A 17,815-nucleotide genomic window follows, 5' to 3' on the forward strand; every position below is an offset into this window, starting at 1 on the left:
GTCATGGAACAAAACAGTTGGCACCGTCTCGGTGCAGAAGAGCTGCAGAAAATGTTCAATGTCCAGCCAAGGACGGGCCTCAGTGATGAGGAAGCCGCGGAGAGACGAAAGGAGAACGGGTACAACGAGCTGTCGGAAGGAAAGACAGTATCTCCGTTTACCCTGCTGTTGAACCAGTTCAAGGATTTCATGGTGCTTGTGCTCATGGGTGCAACGCTTGTATCCGGGTTGCTAGGCGAATACTTGGATGCCATCACGATCATCGCGATTATCCTACTGAATGGAGCGCTTGGATTTGTTCAGGAGTTTCGCGCCGAACGTTCGCTAAGAGCTTTAAAGCAACTCTCCGCACCTTCTGCCAAAGTGCTACGTGGAGGGAATAGCGAGATTATCCCAGCCAAGATGTTGGTGCCAGGTGATATTGTCTTGCTGGAGAGTGGAGATCGGATTCCTGCCGATGTACGTTGGTTGGAATGCAGTGCTCTATATGTGGAAGAATCCGCACTTACTGGGGAATCATTGCCTGTCTCGAAGCATTCGGAAGCGATCCGTGCAGAAGAGATTCCGCTTGGTGATCAGAAGAATTTAGGCTTCATGGGCACTATGGTGACCAGAGGAACAGGGCGAGCTGTTGTAATCCGTACCGGTATGAACACGGAAATGGGTAAGATAGCGGATCTAATCCAAAATACGGATTCTCAGGAAACACCTTTACAGCATCGGCTTGAGCAGCTAGGAAAGATTCTGATCTACGTATCTCTGGGATTGACAATTGTAGTTGTGGTAGCAGGTATTCTGCATGGACAGCCTGCCACCTCCATGTTCTTAGCTGGTGTGAGCTTGGCAGTTGCCGCGATTCCGGAAGGTCTCCCCGCTATTGTAACTATTGCGCTTGCGCTAGGCGTGCAGCGGATGATCAAACGCAAGGCTATCGTTCGTAAATTGCCGTCAGTGGAAACGTTGGGCTGTGCCTCGGTAATCTGTTCAGACAAGACAGGAACATTAACGCAAAATAAAATGACGGTGACCCGATTATGGACGGGTGGACGTGGTCTTGAGGTAACAGGTGAAGGGTATGCTCCAAATGGACAGGTTCTGGAGAAAGGCAAAGCAGTGGATCTAAAACATGATCAAAGCTTACGGCGGATGTTGCAGGTTGGCGCATTATGCAGCAACGCGGAAATTATTGAGACCTTCCAGTCTGAAGTGCGAGGCAAACGAAAAGGGAAGGATAAGGATGCTGTTCTTGAAAAGTCTGCAGACAACACTTCCGTTTGGGAACTGAAGGGCGACCCGACAGAAGGAGCGCTCGTGGCACTGTCAGGAAAGATGGGACTGACCGCTCAGACGCTTGCCGTAACCTACACTCGTGAACAGGAATTTCCGTTTGATTCTGAGCGGAAGCTGATGTCTGTGATCGTAGGCCATCCGGGAGGACGGATGGTATGTACCAAAGGTGCGCCCGATGTATTGCTGAATCGCTGCGCATATATGCTTTGGGAGGGCGGTGTTGTGCCTTGTACGCCAACTTTGCGGCAGAAGGTGCTTGATGCCAATGAGCAAATGGCTTCAGGAGCCCTTCGTGTGCTAGGTATGGCTTACCGGGATATGCGTCCAAATGAACATGTGAATAGTGAAAAGGATGCGGAGAATCAATTAGTCTTTATTGGCTTGGCAGGAATGATCGATCCGCCACGTCGTGAAGTCCGCGATGCCATCAGTGTCACACGCCGGGCAGGGATTAAGACGGTTATGATTACTGGTGATCATGGAACAACTGCCGAGGCAATTGCTCACCAGCTGGGAATTCTGCAGCGTGGTGGAACGGTGCTGACAGGCGCTCAGTTAACCCGGATGGATGATGATGAGCTGGATAAGATATCGGACAATGTGTTTGTATTCGCCCGCGTATCTCCAGAGCATAAGCTTCGGATCGTTAAATCTCTACAACGTCACGGTCACGTAGTGGCTATGACCGGAGATGGAGTGAACGACGCTCCAGCCATTAAGGCTGCAGATATCGGGATATCCATGGGGATCACAGGTACAGATGTGACCAAGGAAGCATCGTCACTTGTTCTCGGGGATGATAACTTCTCAACGATTGTTGCTGCCATCGAAGAAGGCAGAAATATCTATGAGAATATTCGTAAATTCATTCGTTATCTGTTGGCATCCAATGTGGGAGAGATTCTGACTATGTTTTTTGCCATGATGCTGGGTCTGCCTTTACCACTCGTTCCGATCCAAATTCTTTGGGTCAATCTAGTGACAGACGGACTGCCAGCGATGGCACTTGGAGTGGATCAGCCCGAGAAGGATTTGATGGAGCATAAACCTCGTGGTGCGAAAGAAAATATTTTTGCCCGCCGCTTAGGCTGGAAAATTATAAGCCGTGGATTCTTGATTGGTTTATGTACGCTAGGAGCATTTTGGCTAACCTTACGTATAGCACCAGAGAATCCTGCACAATTGATTCGGGCACAGTCCGTTGCTTTTGCAACACTAGTTATGGCACAGTTGATCCATGTGTTCGATTGCCGCAGTTCGCGTTCAGTGTTCCACCGCAATCCGTTCCAGAATAAGTATCTAGTGCTTGCCGTGTTGTCATCAGTCTTACTGATGCTGGCCGTAATGTACGTGCCTGTGCTCCAGCCTGTCTTCAAAACAGTGCCGCTCAATTTCCGCGAATGGTGTCTGGTGTTTGTAACAGCGGGGATCCCAACCTTCTTGATGGGTGCCGGCAGTGTTTGGGGTGGCAAACGTAATCGTGGACGCAGCGGCAGTAATCCGATGATAAAAAGTACAAAAATTTCAGCATAAAGTCAATACTAATGCTCCATTCCTAAAGGTATACTTGTTGCAGTTAACCGCTCATATGCTTGCGAAATGCTCAATTACACAGAACTTTAAGCTTAAGCGAATGCTAACATAACATAACCTTTAGGAGTGGACTTTTAATGGAATTCACAAAAATGCACGGCCTCGGTAATGACTTCATCGTTGTTTTCGGCGAGCAAGAGCTGCCAAGTAATGCAGCGGAGCTTGCTATAACCCTATGCAACCGGTTCTTTGGAATCGGTGCTGACGGACTGGTATATATCCTGCCTTCTGAGCGTGGCGATTTCAAGATGCGTATTATGAATTCTGATGGTTCGGAGGCGGAGCAGTGCGGAAATGCCATTCGCTGTGTCTCTAAATATGTATATGACCACGGACTGGTAAGCTCAGAGCAGATTGTAATAGAAACGATTGGTGCCGGAGAACAAAAGGTTACTTTAAACGTGAAAGACGGTGTTGTGGAGACTGTAACCGTAGATATGGGCGAACCTGTATTGTCCGGTCTGCAAATTCCAGTATCTATTGATGCAGAGCCAGTGCTCGCTCAGCCGATTGAAGCGGACGGAACCGAATTTAAGTTCACAGCGGTATCCATGGGAAATCCTCATTGCGTGATTTACGTAGAAGATGCAGTGAATTTTGATCTTGCCACATGGGGACCTAAGCTTGAGGTACATCCTTTGTTCCCGAGAAAAGTAAACGTTGAATTCGCAACGGTACTGGATCGGGGCAGAGTGGATATGCGTGTCTGGGAACGTGGGGCAGGACCTACGCTTGCCTGTGGCACTGGAGCCTGTGCAACCCTTGTCTCCTCTGTGCTGAATGATCTTACAGACCGGGCGGCTTGGATTAGTCTAAAGGGCGGCGATCTCTATATTGAATGGAATGAAGAGGATAATCATGTGTATATGACTGGACCTGCTGAGGTCGTATTCACGGGCAGTGTAGCAATATAGAAAAATAATAAAAAGGCAGTCCAAGAGCACATTCTTGGACTGCCTTTTTTGTGTTTCTAACCTGAGGTGACTTTAAGCAGCCGAATAATGGAAGGAGTAACCGAGAATAATACTACAATGTTTATGAAAAAAAGGAGGGGAGCTTGTTGAACATCAACGGGTTAACTAAAAAAAATAAATCCGGTAAGGGACAGCAAGCTGACCCGGCAGGTCCAGGTTCTGGAGTGAGATTAACCATTTATCTGGAGCAGACGCTAAACAATATCATAACCGAGCTGGGAGATAGTCCGGATCTTAGAATCCGCCAGGTAAAGCTTGGTGAGGAATCCGTTGTTGAGGCTGCTGCGGTACATCTTAATGGTCTAGCTAAGACAGAAACCGTTAATCAATTTGTAATGGGTTCATTGCTCTCCATTACGGATGAGATGCTCAAGGAAAGCAATACTGCAGCAAATAATCTGAATGACCTCATCTTAAACCGTGCCCTGGAAATAGGTGAAGCGCAGCTGCAGGAGGATTGGAACGAGGTGCTGCTCGGAATTCTTTCTGGGAAGACACTGATTCTCATTGAAGGTTATGACAGTGGCATCATGTGTGAGACTGAAGGTGGGGAAGCTCGTTCTGTCACTGAACCCTCCACTCAGCTAGTTGTGCGTGGTCCAAAGGATAGCTTTGTTGAATCTTTGGCTACGAATGTCTCATTAATACGCAGAAGAATAAGATCACCCAAACTAAGACTCGAGCATGTGAAGATCGGGTCGGTAACTCAGACCGATGTGGCTTTAATGTACATCAAGGATACTGCGGACGAGAAGCTGGTTGAAGAAGTTAGAAAACGGCTGCAGCAGATTAATGTAGATGCCATCATGGAATCCGGTTATATCGAAGAGCTGATTCAGGATAAGACCTTTACCCCTTTTCCAACCATCAATAACAGCGAGCGGCCAGACGTTGCTGCAACGAATCTGTTAGAAGGGAGGGTAGTGATTGTCGTAGATGGCACCCCCTTTGTATTGATTTTGCCTGCGGTTTTCACTCTTTTTTTTCAGTCAGCTTCGGATTATGCGCAAAGGTTCGATATTGCTATTCTGATGCGAATTATTCGGTATATCAGTTTTATCGTGCTTATTCTAGGGCCTTCCGTGTATATAGCTTTGACGACGTTTCATTATGAGATGATCCCTACGACTTTGCTGATCAACCTTTTATCGCAACGGGAAAATGTGCCTTTCCCCGCTTTTGTCGAAGCTATTCTAATGGAAGGTGCGTTTGAGATCATCCGGGAAGCGGGAGTAAGAATGCCGCGTGCAGTTGGGCAGACCGTATCTGTAGTAGGTGCTCTGATTCTTGGTCAGGCCGTGGTAGAGGCTGGAATTATTACGCCCGTTATGGTGATTGTGGTCGCGTTGACCGGGATTGCGAGCTTTGCCATTCCAGCGTATAACATGGCGATTGCGGGCAGAATTATCCGTTTTGGTTTTTTGATATTGGCCGGTATGTTTGGTTTTTACGGGATTACTTTAGGTTTAATCGTACTGGTTGCACATATGAACAGTCTGCGTTCTTTTGGCGTTCCTTATTTGTCTCCAATAGTGCCTTTGTCATCCAGAGGTCAGAAGGATGCCGTCTTAAGGCTGCCTTTGTGGGCGCTTGGCACAGCAGAACCAGCTCCTGCTACTGCGCAGCAAGGGAACATTTCAGAAGGGAAGGAGATCACAACCGGACATGAACAGAACCTATCTCCAAAAATTCTTGATAAGACTAAAGGGACACAGCCGCATAAGAAAGGAAAGCAAGATTCTGAGTAAATGCAATTTTTTCTTAGCAGGACTTTTACCTTGCGTATTGATCTGTCTTAGTCTCACAGGCTGCTGGGATAGTGTGGAATTAAACAGAAGAGCCATCGTTTCCGGTGTGTCCATAGATAGAGGACCTACAGAAGAAGAGAAATATGTATTATCCTTTCAGGTTATCGTTGCTGACGAAATCTCTGGGAAGAACGCTAGAGGGACTTCACCTGTTTCGGTTTATAAAGGTAGCGGCCGCACTATGTTTGAAGCATTAGCTAATGCCTCGCGTCAGACTGCACGTTTTTTGTCTTTAGGACATATTAGGGTGGTCATCATTTCCGAGAAGTTCGCTCAAGAAGGCATCAAGGATATCATGGATGTGCTGGAAAGGGAAAGCGAAACCCGGCTGACAAGCCTGATTTTTATTTCCAAGGGACAGCCTGCAAGTGAATGTATGACGACTATGACCGTGTTCGGAAGGATTCCAGCCAATGATTTGGTGGAGAAGCTGCAGACAACCTCTAAACAATTCGGATATAACTATCGGATGGAAGTGGATGATATTATCCGGGGGATTCAGGTTCCTGGTGGGGGGCCTGTGATCAATGGCGTGCTAGTGACTGGAGATTTGGACCAGAGGGAGAGCAACGATAATTTAAAGAACATAAGTCCGAAGACCATAATAAAGGTTACCGGTCTTGCAGCTTTTAAAGAAGACAAGCTTAAAGGATGGCTGCTCGGCGAAGAGGCGATCGGTACCGTTCTACTTAAGAATAAAATATCTCAGATGCCGGTATTGGTCTCGATAGGGGAGAAGGACTATATATCGTTTAATGTGTATTTATCACAGGTACATATCCACGCGGATGCGAAAGATATAGAGCATCCTATCTTCACGGTTAATGTCACTCAGCAGGCTGGATTAAAGGAATCGCCCAATGGCTTGGATCTAACAGATCCAACAGTGTTAAACGATCTTTCGAAGCTTTTGGAAAAGAATATTCAAGAACAGATCCGCGCTGCCATAGCAACTGCCCGTTCATTAAAAAGTGATTATCTAGGTTTCGGTGAAGCAGTAGAAAGAGCTAATCCACGTGGCTGGAAACAAGTAAAAGATCATTGGGAGAGTATATTTGAAACCTGCCATATTAATATCGAGGCTGATGCTGTGATCAGGCATACGGATATGCGAAGTGATTCCTTTCAATCCAAGAATAAGTAATGACAATAAAGGAGGGGCAGCTATGGGAAAGATAAAAATAGGACTACTCCAATTTTTCACGTTGACTTTGTTGTTTGAGCTGGGAACAGCGCTGGTAGTGAATCTTGGGATGGAGTCTGGTAAAGATGCGTGGATTTCCATACTCCTCGGAAATTTGATCGGTTTGATTGTATTTTCGGGGTACACTTATTTGTACAGAAAGTTTCCGGATCTCCCCTTAACGGCTTATACCCGCAAGCTATTGGGAAAATCCTTAGGTACGGTGATTTCCGTTCTCTACATTACCCTATTCCTCAATTTAGCGGGTCGTGATTTACGGGATGGCAGTTCCATGCTGGTTATGGCTACTATGCACCGCACACCTTTGTTTATTATTTCAACGTTGATGATCTTATCTTCTGCGTATGTTTTGCATAAAGGAGTAGAGGTATTATCCCGAACTTCATTGGTATTCGCAACTCTTGTAATGCTGATAGGAATATTTTGCTCGATCATGCTGATGTTATCGGGCTCAATTAATTTGAATCGATTACTTCCTATTTTTGAGAATGGGTTCCAGCCTGTGATTGATTCTGTTATTCGCCAGAACTATATGTTCCCTTTTGGTGAAATGATTTGTTTTACCATGCTAATGCCCTATCTGAACAATGTTAAAAAAGGTCCTTGGGTCATCGCCGCGGGGATATTTGTTTCAGGTTTGCTCTTAAGTCTGACTATGATGCTGAATATTTCCGTGCTTGGCACAGATATAGTGAAACGGTCACCCCTCCCTCTGATGCCCACGATTAGCAAGATTTCAATCTCCGATTTTATTCAACGTGTGGATATTCTAATTGTTATGGTGCTGATTATCGGCGTTTTTTTCAAAATGTCTGTGTTTTTTGCGGCCGCACTTATAGGAATTTCGGAATTGTTCAAGATTCCTTACCGGAGAATGGTCTATCCCTGTGCTCTGATCATTCTGTTCAGCTCGATGTTGAATGCGCGGAGCTTTACTGAACATATTAATGAGGGGGGGAGATTGTTATATACGATTTTCCCCTTCTTTATGGTGTTGATCCCTGTAATTCTTATCATCGTTGCGGCGATAAGAAGTCATCTTTCCCCGCCACGTTCTGGTTGATGTCCTGTTTTCCAGTAATAGATATCGGGGATGAACAAGCAGAGCAGCAAAATACAAGCAGTAGCTTTCTCAGAGGCGGTATAGAATAGATAGTTAAGGATATACCCGACGTTACCCAGCCCATAGCCATACAGCCAATCTAGCAAATAAATATACAGCAAGCAGAGAGTGGCTAGCAGTAAAGTTACAGCGTATTTTCGGATCAGAAACTTTCTTGTTTTTTTCTTCAAAGTATTCTCTCCTTTATGGAAATAACGGCATTAACGTTAGTATGAAGCTTTTTACATATGAACATGCATGGTGATATTTTGGTCTAAATGCTTTTCTTTTGTAAAGCTTATCATCCATACCGATTTATGTTACATTAGTATGAAACTAAAGTTAGAAACTAATGTGGCAGGGGAGGATCTTGTTGTGAAGCCGGATTTACGTTCCGCATGGGGAAATAAAGTATTAGTCGGAGACGGAGCGATGGGGACCTACTTATATCAGAAGGGTTTCCCGGTCGGCATTTCCTATGAAGAATTAAATTTGACCTCTCCGGGGGTAATCGAAGATGTTCATCGCAGCTATATTGAGGCAGGGGCAGTGCTGCTGGAAAGCAACACCTTCTCGGCGAACTATGACAGGCTGTCCAAATATGGTCTAGAATCCAAGGTTGAGGAAATAAATCGAGCCGGGGTTAGAATCGCTCGCCAGGCTGCTGGAGATCATGGGTATGTATTAGGAGCTGTAGGATCTATTCGTGCGGGCAAACGTGCGAATCTCTCTTCCACAGAGCTGAAAAAATATTTTACACAGCAGATTGCTGCATTGCTAGAAGAGGACGTAGATGGCATTATGCTGGAAACCTTTTACGATGTTGAGGAACTGCATTTAGCTCTAAGAACGCTCCGCAAGATCAGCTCGCTTCCTGTAGTTTGCCAATTAGCTGTCGATGAAACGGCACGCACATTAGATGGATTAACTTTGCCAGAAGCCTTTCGTATTCTGGAAGGCGATGGCGCTGATGTTATCGGATTTAACTGTAACACAGGCCCGAACGGAATGAAGCGAGCGCTCAAAGCTGTACAAGGGAATCTGGTTCTGCCAGCCTCTGTGTATCCAAATGCGGGTGTGGCGGATTATGTAGACGGAGAATACCGGTACGGGGCTTCACCAGAATATTTTGGCCAAATGGCACAGACTTTCGCGGAGATGGGCTGCCGGATAATCGGTGGTTGCTGTGGTACAACTCCGCAGCATATCGCAGAAATCTCCTCTGCACTGAAGAATTATGTACCGCAACCGCTTCCTAAACCGTTGCCACCTGCAGTGGAGCGTGTATCGCTGCAAGAGAATTTTGGCGATGAGGATAGAGAGGGTAGAGAGCCGAACCTGGTTGATCTGGTAAAGGAACGACATACGGTTATTGTTGAGCTTGATCCACCTCGTGAATTGGATATTGCAAAGTTTATGCAGGGCGCAGAAGTTTTGAGAAGAGCAGGCGCGGATGCGCTGACACTCGCCGACAACTCCCTGGCTGTCACACGGATGAGCAACATGGCTTTGGGACATTTGGTGCACGCTAAAACTGGACTTCGTCCGCTAGTGCATATTGCTTGCCGGGATCGTAATTTGATTGGTACTCAATCCCATTTGATGGGTTTTGATGCGCTTGGAATTGATCATGTGCTGGCTGTAACAGGTGATCCTGCGAAATTTGGAGATCTTCCCGGCTCAAGCTCGGTTTATGATTTAACCTCTTTTGAGATTATTAGAATGATCAAGCAGCTGAATGACGGGGTTTCCTTCTCAGGTAAACCTTTGAAACAGAAAGCGAATTTTGTAATCGGAGCTGCATTTAACCCGAATGTTAAACATTTGGATAAGGCAGTGCAACGTCTGGAGAAGAAAATTGCCTCTGGTGCCGACTATATTATGACCCAGCCTGTCTATGATCAGGAACTTATCGTGAAGATAGCTGAGGCAACAGCACATCTGGAAATCCCCGTATTCATTGGTGTTATGCCACTGGCAAGCGGACGTAATGCAGAGTTTCTACATAATGAGGTTCCCGGTATTCAGCTTACGGACGATGTCCGCAACCGCATGAAGGGACTTGAAGGGGAAGCTGGAAGAGCAGAAGGTGTCGCTATCGCTAAGGAACTGTTAGATGTTGCTACTGCCCATTTTAATGGAATCTATCTGATGACTCCGTTCATGTTCTATGATATGAGCGCACAGCTAATGGAGTATGTGTGGGAGAAATCAGGACGCAAATTGTCCCCCTTGTTTCGCTAGTAATAATCAATTACAATAGTGTAATGGATGTGATTCCGTTGTCATTTAGCATGACCGGATACGGTCAATCGTCCCTGCAATTCGGCGGCTACAAGATTATGTTCGAAGTGAAATCGGTGAATCACCGGTACTGCGAAGTTGTACTGCGGATGCCCCGGGATTGGACGGGTTATGAGGATGTGTTGAGAAGAAAGGTTCAACAGCACATCAAACGGGGAAGAATAGATGTTACCATCAATAGAGAGCACGATGAGTCGACAGTTAGACCGGTTCTGAATCACTCTGCTGTAATGACCTATCTAAAGGCAGCAGAGCAGCTTAAGAACGAATATGGTTTGACTGGTGAGTTGACTTTACGTGATATACTTTCTATACCCGGTATTATGGACAGCAAAGACGAGGCTGCGGGTGCCGTGTCTGCGACATTAGAAGACTACTCCGAAGTATTGGAGGCGGGACTTGAGCAGTGTTTGCAGTCTCTGCTGGAGATGCGCGCCCGTGAAGGCAGTTATCTAGCCGCAGATATTGAACAGCGCCTGAACCATCTTGAGAACATGCATGCTGAAATGGTTGAACTTGCACCTGTCGTAATCATTGAATATCGTGAGAAACTTCGACATCGATTGAATGAACTAAATGATGGGACGTTCGCTTTTGATGAGCATAAATTCGGGATGGAGATCGCTATTTTTGCAGATCGCTGTAATATTGATGAAGAGTTGACCCGGTTGTATAGTCATTTCGAGCAATGCAGAGCCCTCCTGAAGGGGAAAGGACCGGTAGGACGCAAACTGGATTTTCTCATTCAGGAGATGAACCGTGAGACGAATACAATCGGATCGAAATGCAATCATCTAACTCTCGTGGGTCTTGTGCTAGATATGAAAGCAGAACTGGAGAAGATTCGAGAACAAGCTGCGAACATAGAGTAATCGGGAATAGGTAATAGCATAGAACTTTATGGGGGGAACTACCGGAACATGGCAATCAAACTTATTAACATTGGCTTTGGAAATATTGTGTCTGCCAACCGCATTATTTCTATCGTCAGTCCGGAATCTGCACCAATCAAACGTATTATCCAGGAGGCACGTGATCGGCATATGTTGATCGACGCCACCTATGGCCGACGGACTCGTGCCGTAATCATTACAGATAGTGATCATGTCATCCTATCGGCTGTACAGCCGGAGACTGTGGCGCATCGCTTATCCAGTAAAGATGACGACAACGACGAATAACAACTAAATGGAGTGTATTATGTCAAAAGGATTGCTCATCATATTATCCGGACCTTCCGGCGTGGGTAAAGGTACTGTTTGTACTGCACTACGTCCGAAGATGCCCGAACTTGTCTACTCAGTTTCTGCTACTACTCGCAGTCCGCGTGCGGGTGAGGAAGATGGCGTCAACTATTTTTTCAAAAGCAAAGAGGAATTTATGACAATGATCGAAGCCGATCAATTGCTTGAATACGCGGAGTACGTAGGTAATTATTACGGTACTCCCCGTGATTTTGTAGAGAGAACTCTCAATAGCGGCAAAGACATTATTCTCGAAATTGAGGTTCAAGGAGCTCTCAAAGTCAAAGAGAAATTTCCTGAAGGGATTTTTGTGTTCCTTCTTCCTCCATCCATGGACGAGTTGAAGGACCGCATTCGCGGACGGGGTACTGAGCATCCAGATGTGATCGATCACCGCATGACTGTAGCGGAAGATGAGATCAACTTAATGCAGCATTATGATTATGCTGTAGTGAATGATGAGATTGATCTGGCTTGTAAGAGAATAGAAAGCATTATTATCGCCGAACATTGTAAAGTCAGATAATTTATGCTGAAGGTCAAATGGTATTAACAGTAAACTATGAAGAGGTGTCCCAGTGCTATATCCATCCATTGATGAAATGATGACTAAGGTTGACAGTAAGTATTCGCTCGTTGTCGCTGCTGCACGTCGTGCTAGACAATTGCGTGAGGGTGGCAAGACAGATGTGAAGAATCCTAGATCGCATAAATTTGTTGGTGTTGCTCTTGAGGAAATTTACGAAGATCGCATTACTCTAACCCGCGGTGAAGAGTAGTCTCAAGTATAAGTAATAATGACCTATTGTAGAAACGGATGCCGCCTATTTGTTTTGAGGCGCTGCCGTTTCTTCTTGGGTTATGGAGCAATTACGGGTCTTAAATTTATGATGAAAGCCCAGAACCGGGCTCTTTATGACAACCGGAAGGTTGTTATTTTTTTCTCGTCGTAAAGATAGCCATTCGTTGTAAGAGTAGGGAACAGGGGGGAGATCATGTTGAAGAGCTTGAAGGGGAAGACTATTTTACTTGGGATCACAGGAGGAATTGCTGCTTATAAAGCGGCGTCCTTGACCAGTAAGCTTGTCCAAAAAGGAGCCGAGGTTCATGTCATTATGACAGCTTCGGCGAAGCAGTTCATTACAGAATTAACTCTACAGTCACTATCGAAGCAACGAGTATATAGCGATACATTCCAGGAGAGAGATCCATCCTCCATTTCACATATTGATCTGGCAGATGCTGCGGATCTTGTGCTGGTAGCACCCGCAACCGCAAATATAATTGCCAAAATGGCACACGGGATCGCCGATGATATGTTATCTACTACACTGCTTGCTACTACGGCTCCTATTATGGTTGCACCAGCTATGAATGTTCATATGTATCAGCATCCAGCTGTACTTAATAATTTGAATATTCTCGCTAGCCGGGGCATTCAGTTTATTGAGCCTGGTGAAGGACTGCTGGCATGTGGATACGTTGGCAAAGGTCGGCTAGAAGAGCCAGAGGCTATTGTGAGTGTGGTTGAGAATTTTTTTGCACACCAAGCAAGCGTCGCATCCAAACCTCTTGCGGGTAAAAAAATCGTCATCACAGCGGGTGGAACGGTAGAACGGATTGATCCAGTGCGTTATATCTCCAATGATTCATCCGGTAAAATGGGCTTCGCGCTAGCACGTGCTGCACGTGCAATGGGTGCTGAGGTAACGTTGATTGCTGCGCGTACAGATGAGGCTCCTCCACAGGAACCAGAGATTTCAGTCATTCGTGTTCAATCTGCACAGGAAATGTATGAAGCAGTTACCGCACTGTGGGACAGCTGCGACATTATGATCAAGGCGGCTGCTGTATCGGATTACCGTCCGAAGCATAGTGAGCCTTCCAAGATTAAAAAAAGCGGAGAGACGATGACGCTTGAGCTTGTGAAGACAACGGATATTCTGGAAACACTCGGTAAGACCAAAAACAAGCAGTTTTTGGTCGGCTTTGCTGCGGAAACGGGCAATACGGAATTTTATGCTAAGGACAAGCTGGTCCGCAAAAACTGCGATCTCATCGTTGCTAACAATGTAGCGGCTGCAGGAGCCGGATTTGGAGCGGATACGAATATCGTTTCGATATATGATGTGAATGGATTGGTGCTTGAATTGCCACAATTGTCGAAGGATGAGGTTGCTCGTCATTTGCTGACGCTCGTGGCAGAGCGGATTACTGGAGCTTCATTATAATGGATATCGCCAAGGTCATTGTGGATGTGCCTGTACGCAGCACTGACCGGCCATTTGATTATAGTATTCCAGAATCCCTGAAGTTATGGATTGAAGTGGGCAGTCGGGTAGCCGTTCCGTTTGGGCACCGGACAGTCCAAGGTTTTGTAGTATCTCTAGAATCAGGCGAGACCCTAGTGAGTCCTAGCCTGAAGCCTATTCAAGAAGTGTTGGATTTGCTTCCGCCTTTATCTCCTGAATTAGTTGAGCTTGCGGACTGGATGAGTAAAAGATATGCATGTAGACGAATTTCAGCACTGCAAGCGATGTTGCCCACCGCTCTAAAAGGGAAGGCAGAACGGCTGATTTCACTTGGAGATGTGCAGGAAGAGACAGCATTTCCAGAGGATGAATTGTTCCCAATGTTTGCCGACACAGGGGATGAGGAACGACTAATCACAGAATTTATTGGACGTAGTGGCGAAGTTTCCATGAAGCAGCTTACTCGTGCATTTCCTGAGGCTGCTGAGACGGTGAAGTTCATGCTGCGGCGTGGAGTACTTATAGAGAGTCAATCCATTAAGGATAAAATGGGCAAGAAAAAGCTCAAGGCAGTCGATCTGGCGATAGGTGTCACTGCTGCCCGTGAGGCTTTGAACAAATTCCCAAAAAAATCCGCACGCCAGAAGGAAGTTCTGAGCTTTTTAGTTGATATGGAAGCTACACTCCCCATGGCTCTTAAAGAAGTTTTGTCTGCACTCCAAGTAACGGCAAGTACTGTAAAGGCCTTGGAGGAAAAAGGTTTTATCGAGATCAGTGAAATTGAAGTCTATCGCGATCCTTATCAAGGGCGAGATTTTAAACCTACCACACCTCTACCGCTTACTGCGGAACAAGAGGTCGTATATACAAGAATTTCTCGAACCTTAGAGGAGCAGCTTCACGAAGTATTTCTGCTTCATGGAGTTACGGGTAGTGGTAAGACAGAGATCTATTTGCAATGTATTAAACGCTGTTTAGATCAGGGCAGACAGGCTGTTGTTCTTGTGCCAGAGATTGCTTTAACACCACAAATGGTGGAGCGGTTTAAGGGGCGGTTCGGCAGCGGGGTCGCGGTTATGCATAGCCGGCTGTCTGTTGGTGAGCGATACGATGAGTGGCGTAAAATCCGTGAAGGAAAGGCCACAGTCGCTGTAGGCGCAAGATCGGCCGTGTTTGCTCCTTTCTCCAACCTAGGGTTGATTATTATGGATGAAGAACATGAGACCTCTTATAAACAGGAGGAGAATCCGAAATATCATGCCCGTGATGCTGCTATTCGTAGAGCGGAACAGTGTGGGGCAGCTGTGATTCTAGGTTCTGCTACGCCTTCGCTGGAAAGCTATCATGCTGCAAGATCGCAGAGTGATATTCACTTTTCACCGGTACTGCTAGAAATGCCTACCCGTGCGCTTGGAAATGAACTTCCAAAGGTGAACGTAGTAGACATGCGGGAAGAGCTTAAAGAAGGCAACCGTTCGATGTTCAGCCGAAAGCTTCATTCAGCACTGGAAGAGAGGCTGGAACGCGGAGAACAGACGGTGCTGCTGCTTAACCGTAGAGGTTTCTCAACCTTTGTCATGTGTCGTAGCTGTGGTTACGTAGCCGGTTGTCCAGAATGTGATATCTCACTAACGTATCATAGCCGTAGTGACAATTTGCGTTGTCATTATTGCGGACATGCTGAACCAGCACCTAAGCTTTGTCCGGAGTGTGGTAGTGAGCATATCCGGTTTTTCGGAACGGGTACACAGCGGGTGGAGGAAGAGCTTGGTAAGCTATTCCCAGGCATACGAGTGATTCGTATGGATGTGGACACAACAACAGAAAAGGGCTCGCATGAGAAGCTGCTGAACCAATTTAGAGACAAAAAAGCGGATGTTCTCCTGGGCACTCAGATGGTAGCAAAGGGACTGGATTTTCCAGATGTCACTCTTGTTGGTGTAATCACAGCAGATTCAGCTTTGAACCTGCCCGATTTTCGCGCAGCAGAGAAGACATTCCAATTGCTTACACAAGTTGCAGGCAGAGCAGGCCGGCACCAGCTTCCAGGCGAAGTGGTCGTTCAGTCCTATACGCCAGAGCATTATTCTATTATTCATGCCAGCGGACATGACTATCTCTCTTTTGTACGTGAAGAGCTGAAGCATCGCAGAGGTCTCCATTATCCGCCATATTGCAGACTCATCCTGGTCACATTGTCTCATGAACAGCTGCCGCTTCTACTGCGGATGGCAGAGAATTATGCTCTGAATCTTCAGGGAAAGGCCAGACAGCTAAGGTGGTATGGAAGTCTCGATAAGCTAACCAGCGATGTGTTAGATCTGTTGGGTCCTGTGGCATCACCTATCCCTCGATTAAAGGGTAGATATAGATTCCAGTGTATGATAAAATGGCGCGGCGCCATCGATGTGATTGGACTTGTCCGCCAAGTGGCTGAAGAGTTAGAGGATTCTGTGCGGGATACCGGTCTTCAGATCAGCATTGATGTGGATCCGCAGATGTTGATGTAAATCCGTATCATGTTACAATGTAAAAAAAGAGCTTTATCAATTGACTTTAAATATAGAAATGTTCAGAACGGGAAGGTGTTTTGTAATGGCTATACGTTTGATCGTTAAAGAACCAGATGAAGTATTGCACAAAAAAGCTAAAGAAGTAGCTGTAGTTACTCCTAATGTTAAAAAATTGCTGGATGATATGGCACATACGATGTATGACGCTGAAGGAGTAGGGCTGGCGGCACCCCAAGTCGGAATTTTGAAACGTCTAATTGTGGTGGATGCGGATGAAGAGCATGGATTGATCAAAATGATTAACCCTGAAATCATCAGCATGGAAGGTGAACAGCTAGGACCAGAAGGATGTCTTAGTATTCCTGGCTTGAATGGTGATGTTCGCCGTGCGGAGACTGTAACTGTACGTGGCCTTAACCGTGAGGGAAAAGAGATTACGATAACCGGCAGTGGTTTACTTGCCCGGGCTTTTCAGCATGAGATTGACCATTTGAATGGAGTTCTATTTACAGATATCGCTGAAAAAGTATACGAGATGACTGCTAACGAGACTGAGGAGTGAGGAATATGAAGATTGTATTCATGGGAACTCCAGCTTTTGCGGTGCCAAGCTTGCAAATGCTGGTAGATGAAGGCTATGAAGTTGTAGCTGTCATCACCCAACCAGATCGTCCGCAGGGGAGAAAAAAGATCTTGGCTCCTTCACCAGTTAAGGAAGCCGCATTAGCTCTCGGATTACCTGTGCTTCAGCCAGAACGCATGCGTCGTCCTGAGGCAGTCGCCGAGCTGGCAGCATATGAGCCGGATTTGATCGTCACGGCTGCTTATGGTCAAATTTTGCCTAAAGCTGTGTTGGACTTACCGCGGAATGGTTGTGTGAATGTACACGGTTCGTTGCTTCCTAAATATCGGGGAGGTGCTCCGATTCAGCGCAGTATCATCAATGGGGAGAAAGTGACCGGCGTTACTTTGATGTATATGGCTGAGGGGCTGGATACCGGTGACATGATCTCTCGTGTCGAAGTGGCTATTGAGGATGAGGATACCTCTGGAACTCTTTTTGAGAAGCTGAGCCTGGCTGGACGAGATCTGTTAAAGTCTGAAATGCCACGTTTAGTAAGCGGAAAAGTTCAAGCTGTTCAGCAAGACGATAGTGAGGCAACTTATGCCCCTAACCTTAATCGCGAGGATGAACGCTTGGATTGGAACGCTAGCTCACGTGACAACTATAATCGAATTCGTGGATTAGTTCCTTTTTCCGGCGCATTTACGCTCTGGAATGGTGAGACCTTTAAAGCTTGGGCTTCTAAGCTGCCTGAAGCGCAGAAAGCAAGCGATAGTGCTCCAGGAACGGTGCTTTCTGTAACTGAACGAGGTGTCGAAGTGAAAACAGGTGACGGAAGTCTGCTGCTGACAACGGTTCAACCTGCTGGCAAAAAAGCAATGAGTGCGGCCGATTTTAGCCGTGGTGCTGTTATGAAGCCAGGGACGGTGTTAGGTTGAGCGGCGGTGGAAATGGTGTTGGCCGATC

15 protein-coding genes are annotated in these 17,815 nt (G+C 46.3%); 14 read left to right on the forward strand and 1 reads right to left on the reverse strand.

From position 1 onward, the window contains the following. Window positions 1-3 precede the first annotated feature (3 nt). The 5 genes from NSQ50_RS12315 (at window position 4) to NSQ50_RS12335 (ending at window position 7,932) form a co-directional block, all read left to right on the forward strand. Window positions 4-2,823 carry a calcium-translocating P-type ATPase, SERCA-type gene (locus NSQ50_RS12315; RefSeq protein WP_036686174.1) on the forward strand — a complete coding sequence of 940 codons (2,820 nt, stop codon included), beginning with the start codon at window positions 4-6 and terminating at the stop codon, window positions 2,821-2,823. A gap of 137 nt (window positions 2,824-2,960) precedes the next feature. Next, window positions 2,961-3,797 (forward strand): diaminopimelate epimerase, encoded by an 837-nt coding sequence (dapF, locus tag NSQ50_RS12320; RefSeq protein WP_076223870.1) that lies wholly within the window; start codon window positions 2,961-2,963, stop codon window positions 3,795-3,797. A gap of 146 nt (window positions 3,798-3,943) precedes the next feature. Continuing rightward, complete coding sequence (locus NSQ50_RS12325) at window positions 3,944-5,605, forward strand: spore germination protein (protein WP_063829831.1); 1,662 nt, start codon at window positions 3,944-3,946, stop codon at window positions 5,603-5,605. Then, on the forward strand, window positions 5,523-6,809 hold the full coding sequence (locus tag NSQ50_RS12330; RefSeq protein WP_081382500.1) for a Ger(x)C family spore germination protein: 1,287 nt from the start codon (window positions 5,523-5,525) through the stop codon (window positions 6,807-6,809). The genes NSQ50_RS12325 and NSQ50_RS12330 overlap by 83 nt, the downstream gene beginning before the upstream one ends. 22 nt (window positions 6,810-6,831) lie before the next feature. Beyond that, window positions 6,832-7,932, forward strand: coding sequence for a GerAB/ArcD/ProY family transporter (locus NSQ50_RS12335; protein WP_036686178.1), 1,101 nt, complete (start codon window positions 6,832-6,834; stop codon window positions 7,930-7,932). Here the strand turns inward: NSQ50_RS12335 and NSQ50_RS12340 are convergent. After that, a complete protein-coding gene (locus tag NSQ50_RS12340; RefSeq protein WP_036686181.1) occupies window positions 7,905-8,162 on the reverse strand; it encodes a hypothetical protein in 258 nt (85 codons plus the stop codon). The two genes, NSQ50_RS12335 and NSQ50_RS12340, sit on opposite strands and share 28 nt — an antisense overlap. Window positions 8,163-8,346: 184 nt before the next feature. Between NSQ50_RS12340 and NSQ50_RS12345 the strand changes: the two genes are divergently transcribed. From NSQ50_RS12345 to fmt, 9 genes are all read left to right on the forward strand, one after another. Beyond that, window positions 8,347-10,215 carry a bifunctional homocysteine S-methyltransferase/methylenetetrahydrofolate reductase gene (locus NSQ50_RS12345; RefSeq protein WP_076147266.1) on the forward strand — a complete coding sequence of 623 codons (1,869 nt, stop codon included), beginning with the start codon at window positions 8,347-8,349 and terminating at the stop codon, window positions 10,213-10,215. A gap of 38 nt (window positions 10,216-10,253) precedes the next feature. After that, window positions 10,254-11,147 carry a YicC/YloC family endoribonuclease gene (locus tag NSQ50_RS12350; RefSeq protein WP_036686185.1) on the forward strand — a complete coding sequence of 298 codons (894 nt, stop codon included), beginning with the start codon at window positions 10,254-10,256 and terminating at the stop codon, window positions 11,145-11,147. Window positions 11,148-11,195: 48 nt separating this feature from the next. Beyond that, on the forward strand, window positions 11,196-11,456 hold the full coding sequence (gene remA, locus NSQ50_RS12355) for an extracellular matrix/biofilm regulator RemA (protein WP_006209218.1): 261 nt from the start codon (window positions 11,196-11,198) through the stop codon (window positions 11,454-11,456). Between the two features lie 19 nt (window positions 11,457-11,475). Beyond that, entirely contained in the window at window positions 11,476-12,045 is a 570-nt protein-coding gene (gene gmk / locus NSQ50_RS12360) for a guanylate kinase (RefSeq protein ID WP_036686186.1), read from the forward strand. 52 nt (window positions 12,046-12,097) lie between these two features. Next, window positions 12,098-12,298, forward strand: a complete 201-nt coding sequence (gene rpoZ, locus NSQ50_RS12365; protein WP_036686188.1) for a DNA-directed RNA polymerase subunit omega — start codon at window positions 12,098-12,100, stop codon at window positions 12,296-12,298. Between the two features lie 216 nt (window positions 12,299-12,514). After that, on the forward strand, window positions 12,515-13,750 hold the full coding sequence (coaBC, locus tag NSQ50_RS12370; RefSeq protein WP_076099572.1) for a bifunctional phosphopantothenoylcysteine decarboxylase/phosphopantothenate--cysteine ligase CoaBC: 1,236 nt from the start codon (window positions 12,515-12,517) through the stop codon (window positions 13,748-13,750). Next, a complete protein-coding gene (gene priA / locus NSQ50_RS12375) occupies window positions 13,750-16,281 on the forward strand; it encodes a primosomal protein N' (RefSeq protein WP_036686191.1) in 2,532 nt (843 codons plus the stop codon). Before coaBC ends, priA begins: the two co-directional genes overlap by 1 nt. Before the next feature lie 85 nt (window positions 16,282-16,366). Further along, on the forward strand, window positions 16,367-16,846 hold the full coding sequence (gene def, locus NSQ50_RS12380) for a peptide deformylase (protein ID WP_036686193.1): 480 nt from the start codon (window positions 16,367-16,369) through the stop codon (window positions 16,844-16,846). 5 nt (window positions 16,847-16,851) lie between these two features. Beyond that, complete coding sequence (gene fmt, locus NSQ50_RS12385; RefSeq protein WP_076212679.1) at window positions 16,852-17,787, forward strand: methionyl-tRNA formyltransferase; 936 nt, start codon at window positions 16,852-16,854, stop codon at window positions 17,785-17,787. Window positions 17,788-17,815: the final 28 nt, after the last annotated feature.

Origin of the sequence: Paenibacillus sp. FSL R10-2788 (genome assembly GCF_038003885.1) — a bacterium.
Taxonomy (GTDB): Bacteria; Bacillota; Bacilli; order Paenibacillales; family Paenibacillaceae; genus Paenibacillus_AQ; species Paenibacillus_AQ odorifer.